This window comes from Kaistia sp. UC242_56, assembly GCF_044452255.1.
In the GTDB taxonomy this organism is placed as follows: domain Bacteria; phylum Pseudomonadota; class Alphaproteobacteria; order Rhizobiales; family Kaistiaceae; genus Kaistia; species Kaistia defluvii_A.
In genome coordinates this window covers 153,568-178,767 of the sequence record NZ_JBIOAN010000002.1, presented here as the reverse complement: position 1 = coordinate 178,767, position 25,200 = coordinate 153,568, and the positions used below count along the sequence as shown (strand labels likewise).

Annotated in this window: 21 protein-coding genes; 4 read left to right on the top strand and 17 right to left on the bottom strand. The window is 65.8% G+C overall.

Going from position 1 to position 25,200, the window contains the following annotated elements; translation table 11 throughout:
- Positions 1–238: 238 nt before the first annotated feature.
- From ACHMWQ_RS03580 to ACHMWQ_RS03540, 9 genes are all read right to left on the bottom strand, one after another.
- Positions 239–982 carry a nucleotidyltransferase family protein gene (locus tag ACHMWQ_RS03580; protein WP_354553079.1) on the bottom strand — a complete coding sequence of 248 codons (744 nt, stop codon included), beginning with the start codon at positions 980–982 and terminating at the stop codon, positions 239–241.
- A gap of 61 nt (positions 983–1,043) precedes the next feature.
- Positions 1,044–2,546, bottom strand: coding sequence for a tRNA (adenosine(37)-N6)-threonylcarbamoyltransferase complex ATPase subunit type 1 TsaE (gene tsaE / locus ACHMWQ_RS03575; RefSeq protein WP_396306417.1), 1,503 nt, complete (start codon positions 2,544–2,546; stop codon positions 1,044–1,046).
- Positions 2,543–4,975 (bottom strand): ATP-binding protein, encoded by a 2,433-nt coding sequence (locus ACHMWQ_RS03570; RefSeq protein ID WP_396306416.1) that lies wholly within the window; start codon positions 4,973–4,975, stop codon positions 2,543–2,545. Before ACHMWQ_RS03570 ends, tsaE begins: the two co-directional genes overlap by 4 nt.
- Before the next feature lie 373 nt (positions 4,976–5,348).
- Entirely contained in the window at positions 5,349–6,752 is a 1,404-nt protein-coding gene (gene ahcY / locus ACHMWQ_RS03565; protein WP_396306415.1) for an adenosylhomocysteinase, read from the bottom strand.
- A 114-nt stretch (positions 6,753–6,866) separates the two neighbouring features.
- The gene (locus ACHMWQ_RS03560; RefSeq protein ID WP_354553072.1) at positions 6,867–7,157 is read right to left on the bottom strand and encodes an HPr family phosphocarrier protein; all 291 of its coding nucleotides are present in this window, start codon (positions 7,155–7,157) and stop codon (positions 6,867–6,869) included.
- 10 nt (positions 7,158–7,167) lie between these two features.
- Positions 7,168–7,569 (bottom strand): PTS sugar transporter subunit IIA, encoded by a 402-nt coding sequence (locus ACHMWQ_RS03555; protein ID WP_354553599.1) that lies wholly within the window; start codon positions 7,567–7,569, stop codon positions 7,168–7,170.
- A 171-nt stretch (positions 7,570–7,740) separates the two neighbouring features.
- Entirely contained in the window at positions 7,741–8,181 is a 441-nt protein-coding gene (locus ACHMWQ_RS03550; RefSeq protein ID WP_396306414.1) for an HPr kinase/phosphorylase, read from the bottom strand.
- Between the two features lie 5 nt (positions 8,182–8,186).
- Positions 8,187–9,974: a stimulus-sensing domain-containing protein gene (locus ACHMWQ_RS03545; protein ID WP_396306413.1), complete on the bottom strand. Its 1,788-nt coding sequence runs from the start codon at positions 9,972–9,974 to the stop codon at positions 8,187–8,189.
- A 26-nt stretch (positions 9,975–10,000) separates the two neighbouring features.
- A complete protein-coding gene (locus ACHMWQ_RS03540; protein WP_354553068.1) occupies positions 10,001–10,708 on the bottom strand; it encodes a response regulator transcription factor in 708 nt (235 codons plus the stop codon).
- A gap of 239 nt (positions 10,709–10,947) precedes the next feature.
- Between ACHMWQ_RS03540 and ACHMWQ_RS03535 the strand changes: the two genes are divergently transcribed.
- The 4 genes from ACHMWQ_RS03535 to ACHMWQ_RS03520 all read left to right on the top strand — a co-directional run bounded on the left by ACHMWQ_RS03535 (position 10,948) and on the right by ACHMWQ_RS03520 (position 14,929).
- A complete protein-coding gene (locus ACHMWQ_RS03535) occupies positions 10,948–11,679 on the top strand; it encodes a HugZ family protein (RefSeq protein ID WP_396306412.1) in 732 nt (243 codons plus the stop codon).
- A 285-nt stretch (positions 11,680–11,964) separates the two neighbouring features.
- A complete protein-coding gene (locus ACHMWQ_RS03530; protein WP_396306411.1) occupies positions 11,965–13,569 on the top strand; it encodes a phosphoenolpyruvate carboxykinase in 1,605 nt (534 codons plus the stop codon).
- 80 nt (positions 13,570–13,649) lie between these two features.
- Positions 13,650–14,183, top strand: coding sequence for a GrpB family protein (locus ACHMWQ_RS03525; RefSeq protein ID WP_396306410.1), 534 nt, complete (start codon positions 13,650–13,652; stop codon positions 14,181–14,183).
- An 80-nt stretch (positions 14,184–14,263) separates the two neighbouring features.
- Positions 14,264–14,929: a hypothetical protein gene (locus ACHMWQ_RS03520; RefSeq protein ID WP_396306409.1), complete on the top strand. Its 666-nt coding sequence runs from the start codon at positions 14,264–14,266 to the stop codon at positions 14,927–14,929.
- Between the two features lie 76 nt (positions 14,930–15,005).
- Here the strand turns inward: ACHMWQ_RS03520 and pnp are convergent, their stop codons facing one another.
- The 8 genes from pnp to rimP all read right to left on the bottom strand — a co-directional run bounded on the left by pnp (position 15,006) and on the right by rimP (position 25,128).
- The gene (pnp, locus tag ACHMWQ_RS03515; RefSeq protein WP_354553059.1) at positions 15,006–17,138 is read right to left on the bottom strand and encodes a polyribonucleotide nucleotidyltransferase; all 2,133 of its coding nucleotides are present in this window, start codon (positions 17,136–17,138) and stop codon (positions 15,006–15,008) included.
- A gap of 194 nt (positions 17,139–17,332) precedes the next feature.
- Complete coding sequence (gene rpsO / locus ACHMWQ_RS03510; protein ID WP_266333766.1) at positions 17,333–17,602, bottom strand: 30S ribosomal protein S15; 270 nt, start codon at positions 17,600–17,602, stop codon at positions 17,333–17,335.
- A 307-nt stretch (positions 17,603–17,909) separates the two neighbouring features.
- On the bottom strand, positions 17,910–18,833 hold the full coding sequence (gene truB / locus ACHMWQ_RS03505) for a tRNA pseudouridine(55) synthase TruB (RefSeq protein ID WP_396306408.1): 924 nt from the start codon (positions 18,831–18,833) through the stop codon (positions 17,910–17,912).
- A gap of 3 nt (positions 18,834–18,836) precedes the next feature.
- Positions 18,837–19,271: a 30S ribosome-binding factor RbfA gene (gene rbfA / locus ACHMWQ_RS03500; RefSeq protein ID WP_266333770.1), complete on the bottom strand. Its 435-nt coding sequence runs from the start codon at positions 19,269–19,271 to the stop codon at positions 18,837–18,839.
- A gap of 162 nt (positions 19,272–19,433) precedes the next feature.
- Positions 19,434–22,136 (bottom strand): translation initiation factor IF-2, encoded by a 2,703-nt coding sequence (infB, locus tag ACHMWQ_RS03495; RefSeq protein WP_354553055.1) that lies wholly within the window; start codon positions 22,134–22,136, stop codon positions 19,434–19,436.
- A complete protein-coding gene (locus tag ACHMWQ_RS03490) occupies positions 22,133–22,840 on the bottom strand; it encodes an RNA-binding protein (protein WP_354553053.1) in 708 nt (235 codons plus the stop codon). The genes infB and ACHMWQ_RS03490 overlap by 4 nt, the downstream gene beginning before the upstream one ends.
- Positions 22,841–22,866: 26 nt before the next feature.
- Positions 22,867–24,468: a transcription termination factor NusA gene (gene nusA / locus ACHMWQ_RS03485; protein ID WP_396306407.1), complete on the bottom strand. Its 1,602-nt coding sequence runs from the start codon at positions 24,466–24,468 to the stop codon at positions 22,867–22,869.
- Positions 24,469–24,510: 42 nt separating this feature from the next.
- Entirely contained in the window at positions 24,511–25,128 is a 618-nt protein-coding gene (gene rimP / locus ACHMWQ_RS03480) for a ribosome maturation factor RimP (RefSeq protein WP_354553049.1), read from the bottom strand.
- Positions 25,129–25,200: the final 72 nt, after the last annotated feature.

The following is a 25,200-nucleotide window of genomic DNA, read 5'->3' as shown; positions in this document are numbered from 1 at the left end:
GGATCGCCGGCAGGATGGCGGCGCGGCCGCCCAGCCGCTCCAGAATCTCGGCATGCAGCGAGCGCGCCGCGCGGCGGGTCGGCACGAGAATGGTGATATCGGCGAGCGCCAGCGGATCCTTAGCCGGATTCGCAATCGCCCCGAACCGGCCGGAAAACAGCGCGTCGACCAGGGTCGGCAGAAAGGGCGTGCCCGGCGGGATCGTGAAGACGCGCGGGTCCGACCTTGCCATCGTACCTCAGGCTGCGCTTTCGGAGACCGACATCTCGGCCTCGCGGATCGCTTCCGGCGTGCCGACATGCAGCCAGGTGCCGTCCATGCGGATGCCGAACAGGCGGCCGGCCTCGATGGCGCGGTCGAACAGCACGTTGAGCGAGAACGAGCCCTGCGGCGCATCGGCGAACAGGCGCGGCGACAGGATGGCGGTGCCGGAATAGACGAAGGGCGCGACCGTGCGCTCGATGCGGCGGGCGAGCCGGCCGTCCTTGTCCATGATGAAATCGCCGGGGCCGGGATAGCCGATCGCGGTGACGGTCGGCGCCAGCATCAGCAGGGCGTCCATGCGGCTGTCATCCCAGGCGCGGGCGAGCCAATCGAGATTGGGGCGCGGCCCCTCGATCCAGAACGAATCGGAATTCATCACGTAGAACGGCTCGTCGCCGAGCAGCGGCAGCGCCTTGGTGATGCCGCCGCCGGTCTCCAGCAGCGCGCCGCGCTCGTCCGAGATAAGGATCTTGGGCGCCTTGCGCTTCTTGACGTGGGTCTCGACGAGATCGGCGAGGTAGTGGACGTTCACCACCACTTCCTCGACACCGGCCTTGGTCAGCCGGTCGAGCGCGTGATCCATCAGCGAGCGGCCCGCGATCTCGATCAGGGGCTTGGGAACGGTTGCCGTGACGGGCCGCATACGCTTGCCGATGCCGGCCGCGAGCACCATGGCCCGCTTCGGATGGAACGGCGTCTGGGAGGGGGAGGTTGGCATATCGGTCTCGGGCAGTTCCGTTGTTCTTGGCTGTGGCGCCGGCCGCCTCGCGCAGAGGCCGTCAGTCGTCCAGCGGCAGGTATCGTTCATACCAGAGTGCCAGACCGGAAAGAACCGGATGGCGCAGGCACCGCTTCAGATAGCCCCTTACACGGGGAATGTGACGGAGATATTGGGGCTTGCCGGCCGCTGCCGCCAGTCGGGCAAATCCGCCCAGCACCTTGGTCGCGCGCTGCGCGCCCGAGATCGCATAGGCCTCGCGGAAGGCCGCCTCGTCGAACGCGCCCAGCGCCTTGCGCGCGGCGACATAGCGATCGGCCAGCGCGATTTCCAGCGCCGGCTCGACCGAAATGCGGACATCCTGCAGCAGCGAGGCGACGTCATAGGCCGAGGCGCCGATCATCGCGTCCTGATGGTCGAGAATGCCGATCCGGCGCAGGCCCTCCCGCTCGGGCAGCCAGAGCAGGTTGGGCGAATGGAAATCGCGCAGCAGCCAGCTCTTCTCGGTCGCGTCGATCCGGGCGAACAGGTCGCGCCAGACGGCGACGAAATCGGCCTCCGCCTCGTCGGACAGAGAGGCGCCGGTCGCGTGCCTGGCAAACCAGCGCGGCAGCAGGTCGACCTCGATCGTCAGTGCGTCGGCATCGAAGGGCGGCACGATGTGGCGGGTGCCGTCCGGCAAGGGCAGCTCGACCGGACGGGGCGTCGCGTGCAGGGCGGCCAGCACGTCGACGGCCACGCCATAGCGCTCGGCATCCGGCGCCCCGTCGACCAGCACGCCCTCGTTGCCCAGATCCTCGACCAGCAGCAGCCCGGCCGGCATGTCGGCGGCGAGGATCGCGGGCGCCGAGAAGCCGGCGGCGCGCAAGCCATCGCTCATCGCCACGAAGGGACGGACGGTCGTGGCGCGATGGGCGAGATCGTCATAGGTGCGGCCATCGCGGACTATCGGGCCCGGCGGCCGTTCCGGCGCGTCCATCAGCACGGCGCGCTTGCCTTCCGGCGTCTCGACCCGCTCGTAAGCGCGCGTCGAGGCATCGCCCTGCAGATGGCGGCGGGAAGCCTCGGCAAAACCGCCTTGATCGAGAAAGGCGCGGATCGCCAGCGTGCGTTCCAGCCGCTGCGGCCAGTCGCCGCCGCCCGACAGCGTCGCCATCCGGCCGGTGCCATGCATGTCGAGCGCAATCTCCAGCCGGTTGGCCGGCAGGCTTTCCTCGGCCCGCTCCGGCCATTCGACCAGCACGACGCCCTCGCTCACCGCCTCGTCGAAGCCGATCTCCTGCATCTCGTCGATCGAGCCGAGGCGGTAGAGATCGAAATGGGCGATCGGCACGCGGGTGTCATAGGTCTGGACGATGGTGAAGGTCGGGCTCGGCACCTCATAGGCGGCATCTGCCGCCACGGCACGGATCAGCGCGCGGGCAAAGCTCGTCTTGCCGGCGCCGAGATCGCCACGCAGCGCGATGACATCGCCAATGGCGAGCTTGGCCGCGACATCTTCCGCCAGGCGGAGGGTCGCCGCCTCATCCGGCAGCTCGACCCGGATCGGCTCCAGCGTGCTCATTCAGCGGCAACGGCCAGCTCGGTCGGCCGGATCGGCAGATGCACGCTGACCTCGGTGCCGCGCCCTTCCTCGGAGCGGATGCTGACGGTGCCGCCATGCAGCTCGACGAAGCTCTTGACGATGGCCAGGCCCAGGCCGGCGCCGCCGCGCGCCGAGCCGGCGGCACGGCTCTCGAAGCGGTCGAACACCGAATCGAGGAATTCCGGCGGAATGCCCGGCCCCTGGTCCTCGACGCTGAAGACGATCGCATCGGCCGAACGCTCGGCCCGCAGCACGATCGAGCTGCCATGCGAGGAGAAGCCGACCGCGTTGGAAAGCAGATTGTAGAGGATCTGGCGGACGCGCTTCTCGTCGGCGACGAAGCTGCCGATGCCGGACGGGATATGGGTCTGCAGCACCAGCTGCGATTCCTGCAGCCGGTCGCGCACGCCCTCGATCGCCGCGGCAACCGTGCGCTCGACATCGACCTCGCCCAGATCGAGGGCGATGATGCCGGCATCGACGGTGGCGAGATCCAGGATGTCGTTGACGATGGCGAGCAGCGAGCCGCTCGAGGACAGGATGTAGCCGGTATATTCCTGCTGCTTCTCCGTCAACGGCCCGATCGAGACGTCGGAGAGCAGCTGGGTGAAGCCGATGATGTTGGTCAACGGCGAACGCAGCTCGTAGGACACGTGCTGGATGAAGGCGTTCTTCAAGCCGTCGGCCGCTTCCAGCGCATCATTGCGCTCGGTCAGCGCGCGCTCGACCTGCACCGTGTCGCTGACATCGATGAAGGTGACCATGGTCTGCCCGCCCGGCAGCGGCACTGTGGCGTAGTCGATGACCCGGCCGTCGGAGCGTTCCATCCGGCCCTGGGTCGGCGCCCTGCCCTCGTCGAGACCGGCCACCGAGGTGGTGAAGCGCGTCCACGCCTCGGGCGCGTCGTGCAGGCGCCGGCAGGCGCGCTCGATCTCGCCGATATGGGGTCGGGTGCAAAGAAACTTCTGGTCGAGATGCCAGATGCGGGCAAAGGCCGGGTTGTCGAGGCGCAGGCGGCCATCCGAGCCGAACACCGCCACACCTTCCGCCAGATGGTCGAGAGTCTCGCCCTGCACCTGCGACAGCGCATTGTAGCGGCTCTCGAGCGCCAGCTGCTCGGTGACGTTCTCGTAGATCCAGGTGATGCCGCCCTGCGGATGCGGATTGGCGAGCACGCGCAGCGTCTGGCCATCCGGCAGGTGCCACCAATGCTCGCGCGCGTCGAGCGACTGATAGGCGGTGAGCAGCTCGTTGCGCCAGCTCTTGAAGTCGGCCTGCTCCGGCAGCTTTCGGCTGGCGCGCATGCGCTCCAGCACCGCGCTTTCATCCGGCTGGCCGTCGAGGAAGCCGGCATCGAGGCTGAACAGCTCGCGGAAGGCGGCATTGTAGGAGCGCAGGCGCCGATCCGAGCCGAAGACCGCGACGGCGGTGGCGAGCTGGTCGAGGGTTCGCGCATGGAACTCGACCAGACGCTTCATCTGGCTCTGGACCGTCTCGAGCTCGGTCGCGTCGATCGCGATGCCGGCGCTGCCGGTGCCGGAGACGACATCGACCACGTCGAAGATGCGGCGCGCGCCGGCGACGATCGCCGGAAGCCGGCGCTCGAACACCGGCTGCTGGTCATGGCCGGCGCCGATCGCCTCGCGGCCGGCGGTATCGAGGAATTCGAGATTGCGGCTGGCCGCGTCCGCGGCGTCCCGCGCCTCGACCGCCCGCGCAAACGCATTATTGACCCAGGACAGCTTGCCGTCCTTGCCACGAATCCAGGCGGGCATCGACGTCGCCTGGAGCAGCGCGCGCATCGCCTCGACATCGCCGGTCAGGCGCTGGTGCCGCGCCTCCAGCTCGGCCAGGGCGAGCCGGTCGCCGGAAAGGTCGCGGAAGCGCGCCACGGCGCGGCCGCCGGCCGTGCGGCCCGCTGCCTCGATGAAGCGGCCATTGGCGGTTTCGAGCGCGATGGTGAAGGTGTCGCCGCGACGGCGCAGCTGTTCCAGCGCCGCGTCGAGGCGGCCAGCGGCATCGGGCGTCAGCCAGGTGCCGAAGGCGAGGAAGGCGGAGCGCTCCTCGGGAGCGCCGCAGGCCTTAGGCAGGCGCCCCATCACCAGCGGCGGCTCGCCGGGCGCGCTCCAGGCGACCAGGCGCTGGTCATCGGCGTCGACGAGCGCTTCGGCCCGGTCGGCCGTGGCCTTGAGATCGGCGAGACGGTGCTTGAGGGCGGCGTTCTCCGCCTCGGCCCGGGCGCGCGCCCGCAGCAGCGCCACCGCGCTGAGCACCGAGAAGGCGACGACGCCAAGCAGCGCGCTCGCCATCGCGGTCTTGCCGGCGTCGATCGATCCCGAGGAGGGCTCGGCGGCCAGCGCCTCACCGGCCACCAGCGCGATGCCGGTCAGCGAGGTTGCCGCGAGCATGGTGTTTCGCAGAGTCGGCAGAACGAACCTCCAGCGGCCTGCGCCGCGAGTTCCGTCCAAATTCCTGCGATGCCAAAGCATGCGGCAGGGCCCTTCCGCCGTCAGAGAAATGAAATCGACCCGTCCCGGCGCCGACTACAAACTCCGGCCTCACGCGAATCAACCCCAATGTAGCGGGTACGGGAATCCGGTGTGAAGCCGATGACGCCGAGAAAAAGGCCATGCGGGGGACCCGCATGGCCTGGGATTGTCAGTTGATCGTGGTTAACCGCCAGTTAAGACGGAGCGCCATCAAAATATAGCGCCTCAACACTTCGGTAGCCACGACCGGTAGAGATCGGCTGCGACCGATCGTCAGGGCCGAATTAATCGGTCAGTAACGATAGTGGTCCGGCTTGAACGGGCCGGCCGGCGCGACGCCGATATAGGCCGACTGCTTATCGCTGAGCTTGGTCAGCTTGACGCCGATCTTGTCCAGGTGCAGCGCCGCGACCTTCTCGTCGAGGTGCTTGGGCAGGGTATAGACCTTCTTGTCGTACTGGCCCGGCTTGGTCCAGAGTTCGATCTGCGCCAGCGTCTGGTTGGTGAAGGATGCCGACATCACGAAGCTCGGATGGCCGGTGGCATTGCCCAGATTGACCAGGCGACCTTCCGACAGGAGGATGATGCGGTGGCCGTCGGCGAACTCGATCTCGTCGACCTGCGGCTTCACATTGTTCCACTTCAGATTGCGCAGCGCCGAAATCTGAATCTCGCTGTCGAAGTGGCCGATGTTGCAGACGATGGCGCGGTCCTTCATGTCCCGCATATGGTCGATGGTGATGACGTCGACATTGCCGGTCGCGGTGACGAAGATGTCGGCGCGCTTGGCGGCGTCGTCCATCGTCGTGACCTCATAGCCTTCCATCGCCGCCTGCAGGGCGCAGATCGGATCGACTTCGGAGACCAGCACGCGGCAGCCGGCCTGGCGCAGCGACGCGGCCGAACCCTTGCCGACATCGCCGAAGCCGGCGACCATGGCGACCTTGCCGGACATCATGACGTCGGTGCCGCGGCGGATGCCGTCGACCAGCGACTCGCGGCAGCCATAGAGATTGTCGAACTTCGACTTGGTGACCGAGTCGTTGACGTTGATAGCCGGGAAGAGCAGCGTGCCCTTCTTCTGCATCTCGTACAGGCGGTGAACGCCCGTGGTCGTCTCTTCGGTGACACCCTTGATCGAGCGGGCGATCTCGCCATACCAGCCGGGCTTCGAGACCAGGCGCTTCTTGATCGCGGCGAAGAGGACTTCCTCTTCCTCGTTCTCGGGCTTGTCGAGGAAGGCAGTGTCGCCGCCCTCGGCGCGCAGGCCGAGATGGACCAGGACCGTGGCGTCGCCGCCATCGTCCAGGATCATGTTCGGGACGCCGCCGTCATGCCATTCGAAGATGCGGTGGGTGTATTCCCAATAGTCCTCGAGGCTCTCGCCTTTGATGGCGAAAACCGGGACGCCGGAAGCGGCGATCGCCGCGGCGGCGTGATCCTGGGTCGAGTAGATGTTGCACGAGGCCCAGCGCAGGTCGGCGCCGAGCGCCTTCAGTGTCTCGATCAGCACACCGGTCTGGATGGTCATGTGCAGCGAGCCGGCGATGCGGGCGCCCTTCAGCGGCTGCGACGGGCCGAATTCGGCGCGCACGCTCATCAGGCCGGGCATTTCCGTCTCGGCGATCGAGAGTTCCTTGCGGCCCCAATCGGCGAGGCCGATATCCTTGATGGCGAAGTCGTTGGCGGCAACCATCTTGCTGATCTCCATGCGTTGGGTTTGTCGCGCTTATAGCGGAGACAGCGCCTGGCAGCAATCAGGATATAAAGATGTCTTTATGTGTGCCTGGAGGAAGCCGCGCCGAACGGGCTATTCCTCTTCCCCGAATCGGTCGGCCACCAGCGCCGCGATGGCGTCGAGGGCGGCTTCGGCGTCCGGGCCTTCGGCCGCGACGCGGATCGACGAGCCGATGCCGGCCGCCAGCATCATCAGGCCCATGATCGAGGTGCCGCCGACCGTGTTCTGGTCCTTCGACACGGTGATCGAGGCCTCGAAGGCGTCGGCGCATTGCACGAACTTGGCCGAGGCCCGGGCGTGCAGGCCCTTTCGGTTGACGATGGGCAGATCGCGATAGAGCTCGGACGTATCGGTGTCTGTCATGCTGGGCGCTTCAATGTCCTGCCAGAACCTGGCTTGCCACATTGATGTATTTGCGGCCGGCCTCCTGGGCGCCGATGACGGCGTCGGCCAGCGGCTTGTCGATGCGGACGCTGGCGAGCTTGATGAGCATCGGCAGATTGACGCCGGCGATCACTTCGACGCGGCCGGCTTCCATGACCGAAATCGCCAGATTGGAGGGGGTGCCGCCGAACATATCGGTCAGGAGGATGACACCGTTGCCATCATCGACCCGAAGCACGGCTTCCAGGATGTCCTGGCGCCGCTGCTCCATGTCGTCTTCCGGACCGATCGCGATCGTCTCGATCTGCGTCTGGCGACCAACCACGTGCTCCAGAGCCGCCCGAAACTCGGTTGCGAGCTGGCCGTGGGTTACAAGGACGAGCCCGATCATGCCCTTCGAATACCTGCTTTTCTCAGTTCGGGCTCCGGTGGAAGCCCAGGAAAACGTCGAGACCGCTTTTTGTGGCGGCCGGTCATGATCGGCCATGGCGCCGCATCTTGACCGAACCCTACCGCAACGCAAGAAAAAAGCGGGGCGCTCTCCATACGAACAAGAACGATACTAGACAATCGCTGAACGGAACGCCAATGCGGCGCGAACCCGGATCCAGCCATCCGCCTGCCCCTGCGGAAGGGCGAGCCGCCGCACCGCAACGCCCTCGATCAGCGCCGTGCGGTCGGCCTCTTCCGGCATACGGACGCAGCGCTCGATTGGTTCAAGATCCACAACAAGATCGATCGAAACCGGCGATAAATACGACACAGTAACAAGGCCCTGGCCCCGAATCTCCAAAAGTCCGGCCAGAATGTCGGGGACGCTCGCCTGCAGCTGCCCGGCCACGACGGCGAGCTGGACACGGTCGTCCGCCACCAGACGGCTCGCCGGCCGGTCCGCCATCAGCAGCGCCAGAAGCAGCGACGATTTTCCACACCCGGAAGGCCCACGGATCAGCACGCCCGCACCATCGACCCATACGGCGCTGGCGTGGACTGTGCCCGCCATCGCGGTCACGCGTCGGCCGCGGGCAGGCGGACGGTGAAGCGCGCGCCGACGATCTCGGCCCGGTCCGCCTTGGTCAACTTGCCCTTGGGACGGTTCTCGGCCCAGATCCGGCCGCGATGCGCCTCGACGATCTGCTTCGAGATCGAGAGGCCGAGACCCGAATTCTGGCCAAACGCCTCCTGCTCGGGCCGGTCGGTGTAGAAGCGCTCGAAGATGCGCTCGATCTGCTCGGCGCGGATGCCCGGACCGTCATCCTCGACGACGACGTCGACGGAGGTGCCGCTGCGGCGGACGAACACGCGCACGGCGCCATCCGGGCGGCAGAAGGAACGGGCGTTATCGATCAGATTGGTGAACACCTGCGCCAGCCGGCTGTCATGGCCAAGCACGATGAAGGCATCGGTCTCCTCCGCCTCGGCGATCTCCAGCGCCACGCGCGGCCCTTCCGGCGGGGTGGTGTCACGCGCCATCGACACGACGGCCTCGACCACCGCGGCGACGTCGACGGGCGCCGCATCCTGGCGAGCCAGCTCCGCGTCCAGACGCGACGCGTCCGAGATATCGCTGATCAGCCGGTCGAGACGGCGCACGTCGTGCTGGATGATGTCGTTCAGGCGCTTCTTGGAAGCGGCCGTCTTGGCGAGCGGCAGGGTCTCGACGGCACTTCGCAACGAGGTGAGCGGGTTCTTCAGCTCATGGCTGACGTCGGCGGCAAAGCTCTCGATCGCCTCGATCCGGTTGAACAGCGCGCCGGTCATCTCGCGAAGTGCCTGCGACAGGTGGCCGATCTCGTCGCGACGGTTGGAAAAGTCGGGGATCTGCGGCCGGGCGGTAACGCCGCGGCGCACGCGGTCTGCGGCGTCGGCAAGCCGACGCAACGGCACGGCGATGGTGCTGGCGAGCAGGATCGAAAGCAGCACGACCACGCCGGCCGAGACCAGGAAGACGCGGACGATCGCCATGCGCTCGGCATGCACGATCTGGTCGATGTCGCCGCCCTGGGTCGAGAGCAGCAACACGCCCAGCACCGAGCGATAGCGCTGGATGGGCACAGCGACCGAGACGATCAATTCGCCGCGATCGGTGATGCGGACGATCGAGGACGGACCGCCATCCAGCGCCGTCGCGACCTCCGGATAGCCGCGGCCGTTCGAGCCGCCGAGTTCCTGGTAGATCGGCAGGTCGTCGCGCTGCAGATGGACGTTGAACCACTGCCAGATGCGGTCGAACAGCGCCGGCTCCTCATCGGCCGGCGGAAGGTCGAAGCGCAGGATCTGGCCGCGCGAATAAAGATGGCGGGAATCGACGACCAGGCTGCCGTCGCGATCATAAATGCGCGCGCGGGTGCGGGTCGGCGAGATCAGCCGGCGCAGGACCGGCGCGACCCGCTCGGGATTGATCGGGAAATCCAGCCCCTCGATCGAATTCTCGCCCGGCACCAAGCTTTCGCCGGCCTGCAGTTCCAGCAGCTTGTCGGGATCGATGGTGAGATTGTTGGTCTCGACCGTCGCCGAGGCGGCGATCGCGCCGGCGATGATCTCGCCCTGCGTCAGCAGGCTCTCCAGCCGAGCGTCGATCAGGCCGGCGCGGAACTGGTTCAGATAGAGAATGCCGGAGACGAGGACGATCAGCGCCGCCAGGTTGAGGATGATGATGCGGCGCGTCAGGCTCGAAAAGGCATGCGGGCCGATCGAGCGCACCATGCGGCCGAGGACGCGGCGCAGCATGCGCACGCGAAAGCGCCACGGTCGCCTGCGCGTCGCTACGGTCGGCTCCTCGATGCTGATCGTCATGCCTCTCTGCGCAGCCCGACTTCGCGTCAGGCCTCCTTGAAGCGGTAGCCAACGCCGTAGAGCGTCTCGATCATGTCGAAATCATCGTCGACGACCTTGAACTTCTTGCGAAGCCGCTTGATGTGGCTGTCGATGGTGCGGTCGTCGACATAGACCTGATCGTCATAGGCGGCGTCCATCAGCGCGTTGCGGCTCTTGACGACGCCGGGACGCTGCGCGAGCGCATAAAGGATCAGGAATTCGGTGACGGTGAGCGTGACGGCCTGGCCGTTCCAGGTGCAGGTATGGCGCTCCTGGTCCATGGACAGCGCGCCGCGATCGAGATTGCGGGCGGCGTCCGGTACCTTGGTGGTGGCGGTCACGGCTTCGCGGGGCTGGAAGCGACGGAGCACGGCCTTGACGCGTTCGACCAGCAGGCGCTGCGAGAACGGCTTCTTGATGAAGTCGTCGGCGCCCATCTTCAGGCCGAACAGCTCGTCGATCTCGTCATCCTTGGAGGTCAGGAAGATGACGGGCAGGTCGGTGCGCTGGCGCAGGCGGCGAAGCAGCTCCATTCCGTCCATGCGCGGCATCTTGATGTCGAGAATGGCGAGATCCGGCAGCGATTGCTGGAAGCCATCGAGGGCAGAGGCGCCGTCGGTGTAGGTCTGAACGCGATACCCCTCGGATTCCAGTGCAATCGACACGGAGGCGAGGATGTTTCGATCGTCGTCGACCAGAGCGATCGTCGGCATAGATGGGCTTCTCCCGAAAGCTGCCCCGAATGGGCGTTGACCGGCCTGTCGGCAAGCTGGTGTCGCGTAAGCTGCAAGCCCCACCTAAACGTCGCAGGATTACGCGGAAAATATGGCGTGCAGACTAGCGGATTTAAACCGGCGACGCCAACCATCCGGAAAAGTTCCATCCGATGAGAGACATACAAACATGATAATGGTAATCAGCTTTCGAGATCGCTAGTCCCAAGGAAGGCAATATGCTCGAGAATGCTCCCTTCGATCCGGTCGCAACCGGTCGCGCCGTCATCCGCAGCCCCATCGCTGGCAGCCTCGCCACGCTCGATGAAGCCGGCAATCCGTTCGCGACGCTGGTCACCATGGCGACCCTGCCCGATGGCCGCCCGATTCTCAGCCTGTCCGACCTGGCAGTCCACACCCACAATCTGAAGCGCGACCCGCGCGCGTCGCTGCTGCTGGTCGCCCCCGGCGGCGAGGGCGGCAATCCGCTCGCCGGCGCCCGCATCACCCTGGTCGGCACCTTCGAGCGCAGCGACGATCCCCACGTCGCCTGGCGCTATGCGCTGCATCAGGGCAAGGCCGCCAGCGCCTCCGCCCTGCCCGGTTTCCACTATTACGTGATGAACGTCACCGGTTCGCATCTCGTCGCAGGCTTCGGCAATATTGCGCAAGTTCCGGCAGAAGATCTGATCCAGGATCTCTCGGACTGCGAAGATCTTCTGGCCGGCGAGAAGATGGTCGTCGAGCATATGAATGACGATCACGCCGACGCCATCGCGCTTTACGCCATCAAGCTTTTGAATCAGCCGGGCGGCGCCTGGCGGATTACCGGCTGCGATCCGGAGGGCATTGATATTGCTACCAGCAAGCTGCGCGCGCGCCTGCCTTTCCCCACCCGCGCGACCACGGTCGCCGAGGCGGGCGGCTACCTGAAATCCTTCGCAAAACAGGCGAGATCGCTGGAACAATAATGTTATTTTGCAAACAAATAGAATATTCTGTTTGTTTGGAGTTCAAATTATTAGGCTCCGCCCCTCCGTTGCTTGAGGCGGAACCGATTAAATCGTTTTAATGCGCTCACAATAACTGGAGCCATCCGGTTTTTGTTGCAGTTGCGAAATACGATCCACTAGGTTCTGGCCTGTCGGCGGCATTGGCTGCCGGCAGAGCCGGTGCGGCCCGCTGTCAGGCGGCGCACCCTTTCCCGGAGCGAGGCCTCGCGAAGGAAGCGAGCGCCTCTCAGAGGAGACGACCCTGTGACCGAGAACGGCATTCGCAATCCTGCCCATGGCGCCGAGCAGTTCGGCTTGAAGTGGCTGGCCGGTCTCTATTGGAACTACGGGGCGCCGGCTCTCTATGAGGAATCGCTGCGCCGCGGCGAAGCCACGGTGTCGGTCGACGGCGCGCTCGTCGTCGAGACGGGCGTTCATACCGGCCGCTCGCCGCAGGACAAGTTCGTCGTGCGCGACGCGCTGACCGAGAACGCGGTCTGGTGGGACAACAACAAGCCGATGTCGGCGGCGCATTTCGACACGCTGCATGCCGACATGCTCGCCCATGCCTCCGGCCGCGAATTGTTCGCGCAGGATCTGCAGGGCGGCGCCGACCCGGCCGAGGCCGTCGCGGTGCGCGTCTTCACGGAAAAAGCCTGGCACTCGCTGTTCATCCGCAACCTGCTCATCCGCCCGGATGCCGCGACGCTGAAAGCCTTCGTGCCGAAGCTCACCATCCTCGACCTGCCGAGCTTCAAGGCCAATCCGGAGCGGCATGGCAGCCGCACCGAGACGGTGATCGCCTGCGACTTCACCCGCGGCATCGTGCTGATCGGCGGCACGTCCTATGCCGGCGAGATGAAGAAGGCGGTCTTCACCTACCTGAACTTCACTCTGCCGCCCAAGGGCGTCATGCCGATGCACTGCTCGGCCAATGTCGGGCCGGACGGCGACACGGCGGTGTTCTTCGGCCTGTCGGGCACCGGCAAGACGACCCTCTCGGCCGATCCGACCCGCACGCTGATCGGCGATGACGAGCATGGCTGGGGACCCGAAGGCGTCTTCAACTTCGAAGGCGGCTGCTACGCCAAGACGATCAAGCTCTCGGCCGAGGCCGAGCCGGAGATCTTCGCCACCACCAAGCGCTTCGGCACGGTGCTGGAAAATGTCGGCATCGATCCGGTCACGCGCCAGATCGACTTCAATGACGCCTCGAAGACGGAGAATACCCGCGCCGCCTACCCGCTCGACTTCATCCCGAATGCGAGCGCGACGGGCCGGGCCGGGCATCCGAAGACGATCGTCATGCTGACCGCCGACGCCTTCGGCGTGATGCCGCCGATCGCCAAGCTCACCGCCGAGCAGGCGATGTACCACTTCCTGTCGGGCTACACCGCCAAGGTCGCCGGCACGGAAAAGGGCGTCACCGAACCGCAGGCGACCTTCTCGACCTGCTTCGGCGCGCCCTTCATGCCGCGTCATCCGGCCGAGTACGGCAATCTGCTGCGCAGCCTGATCGCCGAGCACGGCGTGTCGTGCTGGCTGGTCAATACCGGCTGGACCGGCGGCGCCTATGGCACCGGCCGCCGTATGCCGATCAAGGCCACCCGGACGCTGCTGACGGCCGCCCTGAACGGCTCGCTGGACGACGGCCGCTTTTACACGGACCGCACCTTCGGCTTCCAGGTGCCGACGGACGTGGCCGGTGTCGAGCCGCATATCCTGCATCCGCGCAAGACCTGGGCCGACAAGCCCGGCTATGACGCGCAGGCGGCCAAGCTGGTCGGCATGTTCCTGAAGAACTTCGAGAAGTTCGAAAGCCATGTCGACGCGGAAGTGGTTTCCGCCGCACCGGGCATGGTGGCCTAGCGCCCACTGGCGACGCCCTTTTCGAAGGGCCGCGCCTTCGCTACCCTCCCAGGCTGACCTGCGCAGCCTGGGAGCTTCTCATGCCACCGCCGATACCCGTCGAGCTCGAGCCGCATTCGCCGGACTGGCTCGATGCCGCGGCCCGCGAAGCGCAACGCCTCGCCGAGGCGCTCGGCCCCCAGCTTGTCGCGGTTCACCACATCGGATCGACCGCGATCCCCGGCATCCTCGCCAAGCCCATCCTCGACCTGATCCCCGAAGTCCGCTCGCTCGCCGGGTTCGACGCCTGCCAGCCCGTCCTGTTGCAACTCGGCTATGAGTGGTGGGGCGAATACGGCATGGCGGGTCGCCGCTATGCGACACTGACCGACGGCACGACGGGGCGGCGCTGCATCCAGCTACACGTCTTCGAGACCGGCTCGCCGCATATCGAGCGACATCTGGCGTTTCGCGACTTCCTGCGCGCACATCCGGAGAAGGCGCGTGCCTACGAGGCTGTGAAGCTCCAGAGCCGGGACCAGCACCCCGAAAATTCGCACGCCTATTCCGACGCCAAATCGGCCTGGATCGTCGCAACCGAAGCGGAGGCCATTTCGTTCTACCGCCGCGGCTGAGACGGCCGGCAGCGACGAAACCCTGCTGCCATGTCATGCTGCCCCGAAACGCACTTCCCCGCCCGCGACAGGAAGACGCCGTGCCGCAACAGACTTTTCACCGCGTCGTCGGCCTCGGCAAGATCTGCCGCGCCAAGCACAACATCGAGCGAAAATGGACGGAGTATCGGCGCACGAGCCTTCGGGCGACGACGGATTGCCTGACGCGCACCGTGTTCGACTGGCAGGCGACGCCCTATCCGGCGCTGCTGGAATATCTGCGCCGCGACTTCCGGGGCATGTTCGAACTGGCGGATCTCGGCATGTTCGAGGGCCGCGTCATCAACGAGCGTTACGGCACGCTGCACCGGCATGATTTTCCCGACAATCCGGATCTCGCGCAGCATTATGCGGCGGCGCGCTCGCGCCACGACCACCTCTGCAACAAGACGCGCCGCGCGGTCACCGATCCGCTGCCGACTCTGTTCGTCCGCTATGGCGCGCTCGCGCCGGATGAGGAGCGCGAGCTGCACGGCGCCATCGCCGCTCTCCGGCCCGGCAAGGCCTTCGCGCTCGCGCTGATCGACGATGACGACCAGCCACTCTCCGATCCCAACGAGGAATGGCAGGGCAACCACGACTATTGGGATAAGGCCCTGGCGCAATATTTGGTCCGATCCGAGGTGCCAATGCGCACGCTGCTGCCCAAGATCGCCCGCGAGCAGGCGCTGCGCATCGCGGGGCATATCCGACACTTCCGCTTCTGATCGGCGCGAGCCCCAACGAAAAAGGGCCCGGCGATTGCGCGCCGGGCCCTTTCGGATTTCGCGGAGGAAGCGGCGATTACTCGCCGGCGGCTTCCGTCTTTTCCTTGATCTCTTCGCCGGTCGTCTGGTCGACGACGCGCATCGAGAGACGGACCTTGCCGCGCTCGTCGAAGCCCAGCAGCTTGACCCAGACCTTGTCGCCTTCCTTGACGACGTCCTGGGTCTTCGCCACGCGCTGGTTGGACAGCTGCGAGATGTGGACCAGGCCGTCCTTGGCGCCGAAGAAGTTCACGAAGGCGCCGAAATCGACGGCCTTCACGACGGTGCCCTGGTAGATGGCGCCGACTTCCGGCTCGGCAGCGATGCCGCGGATCCAGTTCAGCGCGGCGGTGATCGCCTTGCCGTCCGACGAGGCGACCTTGACGGTGCCGTCATCCGAGATGTCGATCTTGGCGCCGGTCTTTTCCACGATCTCGCGGATGACCTTGCCGCCCGAACCGATCACTTCACGGATCTTGTCGGTGGGGATCTGGATGACTTCGATGCGCGGAGCATGCTCGCCGAGCGACGGACGCGCGGTGGTCAGCGCCTTCGCCATCTCGTTGAGGATGTGCTCGCGGCCGCCCTTGGCCTGGTCCAGAGCGACCTTCATGATCTCTTCGGTGATACCGGCGATCTTGATGTCCATCTGGAGCGAGGTGACGCCCGCTTCCGAACCGGCGACCTTGAAGTCCATGTCGCCGAGATGATCCTCGTCACCGAGAATGTCGGAGAGAACCGCATAGCGGTCGCCTTCGAGGATCAGGCCCATGGCGATACCCGCCACCGGACGCTTCAGCGGCACGCCGGCATCCATGAGGGACAGCGAGGTGCCGCAAACGGTTGCCATGGACGACGAGCCGTTCGATTCCGTGATCTCGGAAACGACGCGCAGCGTGTAGGGGAACTCGTGGTGGTTCGGCAGAACCGGGCGGACAGCGCGCCAGGCGAGCTTGCCGTGACCGATTTCGCGACGGCCGGGCGAACCCATGCGACCCGTCTCACCGACCGAGTAGGGCGGGAAGTTGTAGTGCAGCAGGAAGGTTTCCTTGTAGGTGCCTTCCAGCGCGTCGATGAACTGCTCGTCATCGCCGGTGCCCAGCGTGGCAACCACGAGGGCCTGGGTCTCGCCACGCGTGAACACGGCCGAACCGTGCGTGCGCGGCAGGACGCCGACTTCCGAGACGATCGGACGGACCGTCTTCAGATCGCGGCCATCGATGCGGCTGCCGGTGTCGAGGATGTTCCAGCGAACGATCTTCGCCTGGAGTTCCTTGAAGACGGCGCCAATCTTCTCCTTGTCGAAGCGGGGCTCTTCTCCCTCGGGGAAGAAGTGCGCCGTGACCTTCGCCTTGACGGCGTCGACTGCGGCGTAGCGTTCCTGCTTGACGGTGTTCTTGTAGGCGGCGCGCAGCTCGGTCTCGGCGATGCCGAGCATCTCCGTCTCGATCGCCGAGAGATCGGCGGGAGCGAACTCGCGCGGCTCCTTGGCGGCCTTCTCGGCCAGCTGGATGATCGCGTCGATGACCGGCTGGAAGCCACGATGACCGAACATCACGGCGCCGAGCATGGTCTCTTCCGAAAGCTCCTGGGCTTCCGACTCGACCATCAGCACGGCGTCCTGGGTGCCGGCGACGACGAGATCGAGCTTGGAGCTCTCATGCTGGTCGAGCAGCGGGTTCAGCACGAACTCGCCATCGATCAGGCCGACGCGGGCAGCGCCGACCGGGCCCATGAAGGGCACGCCGGAGATCGTCAGGGCTGCCGAGGCGGCAACCAGCGCGACGATATCGGGATCGTTCTCGAGGTCATGGCTGAGGACGGTCGTGACAACCTGCGTCTCGCAACGGAAACCGTTCGGGAACAGCGGGCGGATCGGACGGTCGATCAGGCGCGAGGTCAGCGTCTCCTTCTCGGAGGGACGGCCTTCACGCTTGAAGAAGCCACCGGGGATCTTGCCCGCGGCGAACGTCTTTTCCTGGTAGTTGACCGTCAGCGGGAAGAAGTCGATGCCCGGCTTCGGCTGCTTGGCGGCGACAACGGTCGCCAGCACGGTCGTCTCGCCATAGGTGGCGAGAACGGCGCCATCGGCCTGGCGGGCGATCTTGCCCGTCTCGAGGACGAGCTGACGGCCGCCCCATTCAATTTCGACGCGTTGAACATCGAACATGGCAAATTCCTTTCCTGCGCGGATGCGCCAAAAGAGCCATGAGCAAGACGGCTAGAGGCTTTCGACCTTGCGAGGACAAAGCATCCGGCGATCCTGCCATGGCTCGACCGCTGATCCGCGGGCAATTCGCGCGGCAGCCCCATGCCGCCGCGCCGTACAGGCGTCTTTGGAGGCGGGCCGGAGGCCCGCCTGTCTCAGCGACGCAGGCCGAGGCGCTCGATGAGCGTCTTGTAGCGCTGCTCGTCCGTCTTCTTCAGATAGTCGAGCTGGCTGCGACGCTGGCTGACCATCTTGAGCAGACCGCGGCGCGAATGATTGTCCTTGGCATGACCCTTGAAGTGCTCGGTCAGGTTGACGATCCGCTCGGTGAGCACGGCAACCTGCACTTCCGGCGAGCCGGTATCGTTCTCGACGGTGGCGAATTCCTTGATCAGTTCCGCCTTGCGAGCAGCTGTGATCGACATCGGTTATCCCTTTCCTGGGCTCTAGTCCCGGCTTTCGTGCCGGAAATTCATAAGGTTTGATCGAAGCCTGCCCGCCCTCCCCGCACCGGTCACCCGGCCGCGGGACGCTGACGCAGCGTCGATCTCTGACGTACCGGACGGCCGAAACCGTCGCGGTCGCCGCTCGTTCGACGGCCAGTGCCGGGATGTCGTCCAGCACGGTCGTCGCTCCAAGCGACTTCGCCCAGACGGTCAGGACCGTCCGGGAGCGCGGCCTATATGGCCGAAAAGGGGCTCAATAGCCAGCGAAAACTGGGACAAGCCTCGATCACGCGCCGACGAAGACGCGCGAGGGATGGAACTCGCCGCGCTCGACCTCGCCGATGGCGATCAGCGTTCCGGCCACCGTCGCGAACACCGTCTCGCCATTGGCGGGTGCATCGCGGCCGCGCAACAGCACGCTCTGGCCATTGCGAAGGCGCACGGCGTCGGGCTCGGAAAGCCGCACCTCGGCCAATTCGCCAAGCGCAAACTCGACGGGATCGAGATGCGTGTCGCAGCCTTCGGCGCCAACCTCTTCATGGGTCGCGCGCAGATCGTCGAGCTTGACCATCGAGGCCTCGTCGAACGGCCCGACCAGCAGCCGGCGCAGGCCGACGACATGGCCGCGCGTGCCGAGCGCCCGGGCCATGTCGCGGGCGATCGCCCGCACATAGGTGCCCTTGCCGCATTCAGCCGAGAAGACGGCGGTATGCTCGTCCGGCATGTCGACGAGATCGAGACGGTGGACCTGGATCGGACGGGCCTCGAGGACGACGTCCTCGCCGTCGCGGGCGAGGTCATAGGCACGTTCGCCCTCGACCTTGATCGCCGAGAAGGCGGGCGGCACCTGCATGATCTCGCCGGTAAACTCGCCGAGTACAGCCTCGATCGCCTCGCGGGTCGGCCGCACGTCGGAAGTGGCGACGGGCTGGCCCTCGGCGTCGTCGGTGCGGGTTTCCTCGCCCCAGCGCACCGTGAAGCCATAAATCTTGCGGCCGTCCATGATGAACGGGACGGTCTTGGTCGCCTCGCCCAGCGCGATCGGCAGGCAACCGGTCGCCAGCGGGTCGAGCGTGCCGGCATGTCCGGCCTTCTGGGCGCCGAACAGGCGCTTCACCACGGAGACGGCCTGGGTCGAGGTCATGCCCAGCGGCTTGTCGAGGCTGAGCCAGCCGGAAACCGGCCGGCCCTTCTTCTGGCGTTGGCCCATGATCTACTCTTCGTCGGAATCGTCGTCATGCGCGGCGGATTCAATGTCCTGGCGGACCACCGGATCGTGGCGCAGCAGGGCATCGATGCGCGCGGCCTCGGCAAAGGAGGTGTCGAGCACGAATTTGAGATCGACGGCGAACTTGATCTCCATCCGCCGCGAAACCTCGCCGCGCAGATATTTGCGATGCAGTTCCAGCGCTGCCACGACCGCGTCGCCATTCTGCCCGCCGAGCGGCATGATATAGCAGGTCGCCATCTTGAGATCGTTCGAGACCCGGACTTCCGGGACGGTCACGATGATGCCATCCAGCGCGGGATCGCTGAGATCGCCGCGCGAAAGCACCTCGGACAAGGCATGTCGGACGAGCTCGCCGACGCGGAGCTGGCGCTGGCCCGCCACGCCGATCTTCTTGCCATTGGCAGCCGTTCTGGCCATTCGGAAATACTCCATCGCGCCATTCAGGCAGCGTGCGGTCCGCTCCGGGGAGGGATCCACCTCAGGCCGCGACATTCGTCCGGCCGATCCAATTGCGAACGGGATGAACGTGCCCGCAAGGGGCGCGTTCATCCCGCACTTCACTACCCAGACGACCGCTCCTTAGAGCGAGCGCTTGATCTCTTCGACGCGATAGCACTCGATGATATCGCCAGCGCGCATGTCTTCGTACTTCTCGAAGGCCATACCGCATTCCTGGCCCGCCGGCACTTCCTTGACTTCGTCCTTGAAGCGCTTGAGCGTCGACAGCTTGCCGTCGTGAACGACGACGTTGTCGCGGATGAGGCGGACATTGGCGCCGCGCTCGACCGTACCATCGGTGACGCGGCAACCCGCGACCTTGCCGACCTTGGAGATGTTGAACACTTCCAGGATCTCGGCATTGCCCAGCATCGTCTCGCGCCGCTCGGGCGTGAGCAGGCCGGACATCGCTGCCTTCACGTCATCCACGAGGTCGTAGATGATGTTGTAGTAGCGGATCTCGATGCCTTCGCGGTCGGCCACATCGCGCGCCTGCTTGTTGGCGCGGACGTTGAAACCGATGATCGCCGCATTCGACGTCGCGGCCAGCGTGACATCGGACTCGGTGACGCCACCGACGCCGGACAGGATGATGCGAGCCTGCACTTCATCCGTGCCGAGCGCTTCCAGCGCGCCGGCGATCGCCTCGACGGAGCCCTGCACGTCACCCTTGATGACGAGCGGGAATTCCTTGAGGCCGGCGCTCTGACGCTGGTTCATCATCTCGGCGAGCGAGCCGCGAGCCGTCGTCTGACGGGCCACTGCCTTCTCACGCTTCTGACGGGCACGGTAATCCGCGATTTCACGGGCACGCGCTTCCGTCTCGACGACGGCGAAGCGGTCGCCGGCGGCCGGCGCGCCCTGGAAGCCTAGGACCTCGACCGGCGTCGACGGCTCTGCCTCGGTCATCGCGGTGCCGCGATCGTTCAGAAGCGCGCGGACGCGGCCCCATTCCGAACCGGCGACGACGATGTCGCCCGGACGCAGCGTACCGCGCTGGACGAGGACGGTCGCGACGGGGCCGCGGCCCTTGTCGAGCTTGGCCTCGATGACGGTGCCTTCGGCCGAACGATTGGGGTCGGCCTTGAGGTCGAGCACTTCGGACTGCAGCAGGATGGTCTCGAGCAGCTTGTCGAGATTCTCGCCCGTCTTGGCCGAAACCTCGACGTCCAGCGTCTCGCCGCCCATCGATTCCACGAAGATCTCGTGCTGCAGCAGCTCGGTGCGAACCCGGGTCGGGTCGGCCGAGGGCTTGTCGATCTTGTTGATCGCCACGATGACCGGCACCTTGGCGGCGCGGGCATGGTTGATCGCCTCGATCGTCTGCGGCATCACGCCATCATCGGCGGCCACGACCAGGATCACGATATCCGTCGACTTGGCGCCGCGGGACCGCATCGCCGTGAAGGCGGCGTGGCCGGGCGTGTCGATGAAGGTGATCTTGTGACCGTTCTGTTCGACCTGGTACGCGCCGATATGCTGGGTGATGCCACCGGCCTCGCCCGTCTGCACATTGGTCTTGCGGATCGCATCAAGCAGCGACGTCTTGCCGTGGTCGACATGGCCCATGATCGTGACGACGGGAGCGCGGGTGATGAGCTCACCCTGCTCGTCGCTGGTCGCGAACAGGCCTTCCTCGACGTCAGAATCGGCGACGCGGCGAACCGTGTGGCCCATGTCCTCGGCGATGATCTGCGCCATGTCGGCGTCGATCACGTCGGTGGCCTTGAGCAACTGGCCCTGCTTCATCAGGAACTTGATCACGTCGACGGCGCGTTCGGCCATACGATTGGCGAGATCGCCGATCGAGATCGTCTCCGGCAGGATGACTTCGCGAGAAACCTTCTCACGCGGGCCCTGCGACATGTGACGATTGCGTTCCCGCTCGCGGCGACGGCGAACCGAAGCCAGCGAACGCTCACGCTCGGAATCGTTCAGCGCGTTGGAAAGCGTCAGGCGACCGCGCGGGTTGCCTTCTTCCTTCTTGACGGGCTTGGGATCGACGGCCTTCGGACGCTTGGCGGTCGACGGACGCAGACCGCCGGAGCGGTCCTCCTCGTCGGCGCCACGGCCGGCCGGACGGGCACCGGGAGCCGAGGTGCGCTGCACGGGCTTTTCGGTGGCGTTCGGGTCGCGCTGCGTCGGCGCGGCGGGACGGCCCGCCGGCTGCTGGTCGGCCGCAGGCTTGCGGGCGGCCGGTGCCGGGGCGGTCTCGTTCAGACGACGGCGTGCCGTATCCTCGGTCTTTTCGCGGATGACAGCCTCGGCGGCGCGGCGAGCATCTTCCTCGGCTTGGCGCTTGGCTGCCTCTTCCCGCTCCTTGGCGAGACGCACTTCTTCCTCGGCGCGACGGATCGCGTCGATCTCGGCCTGGCGGCGCTCCTCGGCGTCGCGAACGACGGCATCGGCCAGCGCCTTGGCGCGGGCGCCAAGCTCGTCGGTCGACAGCTGGCGCAACACCATGCCGGACCGTCCGCCCTGCGGACGAGGCGACTGCACCGGTGCTGCCGGGCCCTGCCGCGACGGCGCGGAGGACTGGATCGGCTTCACCGAGGAAGTCGGGGAAGGAGCCGGCGACGGACGCGGGGCAACCGGCGCTGCCGCGGTCGGCTCGCCCTTGCCATGCATCAGCACCCGCTTCTTCTTCTCGACGACAACGGTATTGGTCCGGCCATGCGAAAAGCTCTGGCGCACAGTACCGCGCTCCGGATCGCGGCCCTTGAGGCTCAGTGTCTTCTTCGCGCCGCCAAGATCCTTGTCGCCGCTATTGTTCGTATCGTTCATTCGGTCTTCTGTCCTGCGGGGTCTTCGGCCATTGCCGACACGTTCGGTTCACGCACTTGCGGCGCGTCGATCGCGCCAACGTCATCGCCAATAGCAACGAGCCCGTCTTCACCCAGAAAACAGGCGAGCGCGGCGACACGCTCTATCACATTTTCACTCGCCCGGCCCACGAGCAGAGCAGCATGTATCACATTTGACCGGCCCAATGCCAAATCCAATTGCTCCGAACGGAACATACGGATGGTTGGAACTGCGCCAGCCCTTCCAAAGCGACGTTTCAAAGCCGCCTCGATCTTCGCGCGGCCGTCCTCGGCCGCCTCTTTCGCCTGCACGATGCCGGCAACCCCATCACGGGCAATCGCCGTCTCGACCTTGGCGAAGCCGGTGACGATTTCACCGGCCTTGCGTGCGAAGGACAGAGCCGAAAGGGCCGCGTCCTCCAACAAATTCTCAATGCGGCCGGCCATTCCTGGCTCGACCGTGACCTCTTCCTTGAAGCCGCGGGCGAAAAGCCGCTTCTTCTCGGCCAGCGCCACCATGTCGGCGCGGGCGGTTACCCATACGCCCCGGCCCGGCAAGCGGTTCCGGAGATCCGGGACTACCTTTCCTTCCGGGTCGATGACGAACCGGATCAGTTTCTCGATCGGCATCGTCTCCCTGGAGACGATGCAACTCCGTGTCGTCGGCTCGCTCTTGCGCGGCAAATCGATTCTCCGCGTTTCGAACGGCCTCAGGCCTCGGCCTCTTCGCCCTCGACGCTGGCTTCCAGTTCCGCCGCGGCTTCGTCCTCGGTGATCCAGCCGGCCTTGACGCGGGCGGTCATGATCATGTTCTCCGCGTCGCTGCGGGACAGGCTGAAGGCATCGAGCACGCCGCCATGGCGGGTGGTCTCGCCTTCGTTCCGCTCCGCCCAGCCGACCAGATCGTCCGGCACGTAGCCGGCAAAATCCTCGACCGTCTTGACGCCGTCCTTGCCGAGCGCAACGAGCATGGAGCTCGTGAGGCCCGGAATTTCCTTGAGTTCGTCGGCGACGCCGAGCTTCTTGCGCTCCTCGTCATGCTCGGTTTCGAGCTTGTCGAGATAGTCGCGGGCGCGCTGCTGCAGTTCCGCCGCGGTCTCTTCGTCGAAGCCTTCGATCGACGCCAGTTCATCCGGCTCGACGAATGCGATTTCCTCGAGTGAGGCAAAACCTTCGGAAGCGAGAAGCTGGCCGACGACTTCATCGGCATCGAGCGCCGTGTTGAACAGCGCCGAACGCTCCTGGAATTCCTTCTGGCGGCGCTCGGATTCTTCCTGCTCGGTCAGGATGTCGATATCCCAACCGGTGAGCTGCGAGGCGAGGCGGACATTCTGGCCGCGACGACCGATCGCGAGGGATAGTTGGTCATCCGGGACCACAACTTCAATACGCGAGGCTTCTTCGTCGAGCACGACCTTGGCGACTTCCGCCGGCTGCAGCGCGTTGACGATGAAGGTAGCCGCGTCCTGCGACCACGGAATGATGTCGATCTTCTCGCCCTGGAGCTCGTTGACGACGGCCTGGACGCGGCTGCCGCGCATGCCGACGCAGGCGCCGACCGGATCGATCGAGCTGTCACGCGAGATCACGGCCATCTTGGCGCGCGAACCCGGATCGCGGGCAACCGACTTCACCTCGATGATGCCGTCATAGATTTCCGGCACTTCCTGGGCGAACAGCTTCGCCATGAACTGCGGATGCGTGCGCGACAGGAAGATCTGCGGGCCGCGCTGTTCGCGGCGCACGTCATAGACATAGGCGCGGATACGATCGCCATAGCGGAAGGCTTCGCGCGGAATCATCTCGTCACGACGGACAATGCCTTCGCCACGGCCGAGATCGACGATCACATTGCCGTATTCGACGCGCTTGACCGAGCCGTTGATGATCTCGCCGATGCGGTCCTTGAACTCGTCGAACTGGCGATCGCGCTCGGCCTCGCGGACCTTCTGCACGATGACCTGCTTGGCCGACTGAGCCGCGATGCGGCCGAAGTCCATCGGCGGCAGCGCTTCGGCGATGTAATCGCCGACGCGGGCTGCCGGATTCTGGTCGGTCGCGAGATCGAGCGAAATCTCGATCGCCGGATTATCGACCTGTTCGACGACCTGAAGCAGGCGCTGCAGCCGGATCTCGCCCGTCTTGGGGTTGATCTCGGCGCGCACGTCGGTTTCCGAACCGTAACGCGAGCGAGCCGCCTTCTGGATCGCATCCTCCATGGCGGCGATCACGATCTGCCGGTCGATCACCTTCTCGCGGGCGACCGCGTCGGCGATCTGCAGAAGTTCGAGGCGGTTGGCGCTGACTGCCATCGTCCTGTCTCCGTTAACCTGAACCTGATGACGGCGTCGCGATCAAGCGTCGCTGGTCTCGTCTGTTAAATCATTGTCGTCGATGTCGATGTCGGCGGGCTGCTGGCGCTTGGCTTCGCGCAGCGTCTCGGCGACCAGGGCGTCGGTCATGATCAGCCTGGCATCGGCAATCGTGTCGAGCGGCAGCCAGACCCGGTCCGGCGCGCCTTCCGGCGCATCCTCGAGCTTGACGCCGGTCGTCTCGCCGTCGAGACCGATCAGGATGCCGCGATAACGCTTGCGCCCCTCGACCGGGACGCTGAGCTCGATCTTGGCTTCATGGCCTGCCCAGCGCACGAAATCCGTGCGGCGGACCAGCGGCCGGTCGATGCCGGGCGAGGAGACCTCGAGATGGTAGGCGCTCGTGACCGGATCCTCGACGTCGAGGGCGGGCGAGATGTTGCGGCTGATGATGCCGCAATCTTCCACCGTCATCGAACCGTCCGGACGTTCGGCCATGATCTGCAGCGTCTGGCCGTTGCGGCTGGAAATCTTGACGCGCACCAGACGATAGCCGAGCCCCTCGATGATGGGTTCGACAATCCCCGCGACGCGGGCGTCGAGGCCCGTCTCGGTGACAATGCGTGCTTCGTTTTCCAGGGCGACGTCCGCCAAAGGCATGCTCCGTTCAAGATCTCGCAAGGTGCGTTCGGTCCGAGCGGGCCCGGGGGTCCACTCTCTCTTACGAACCGA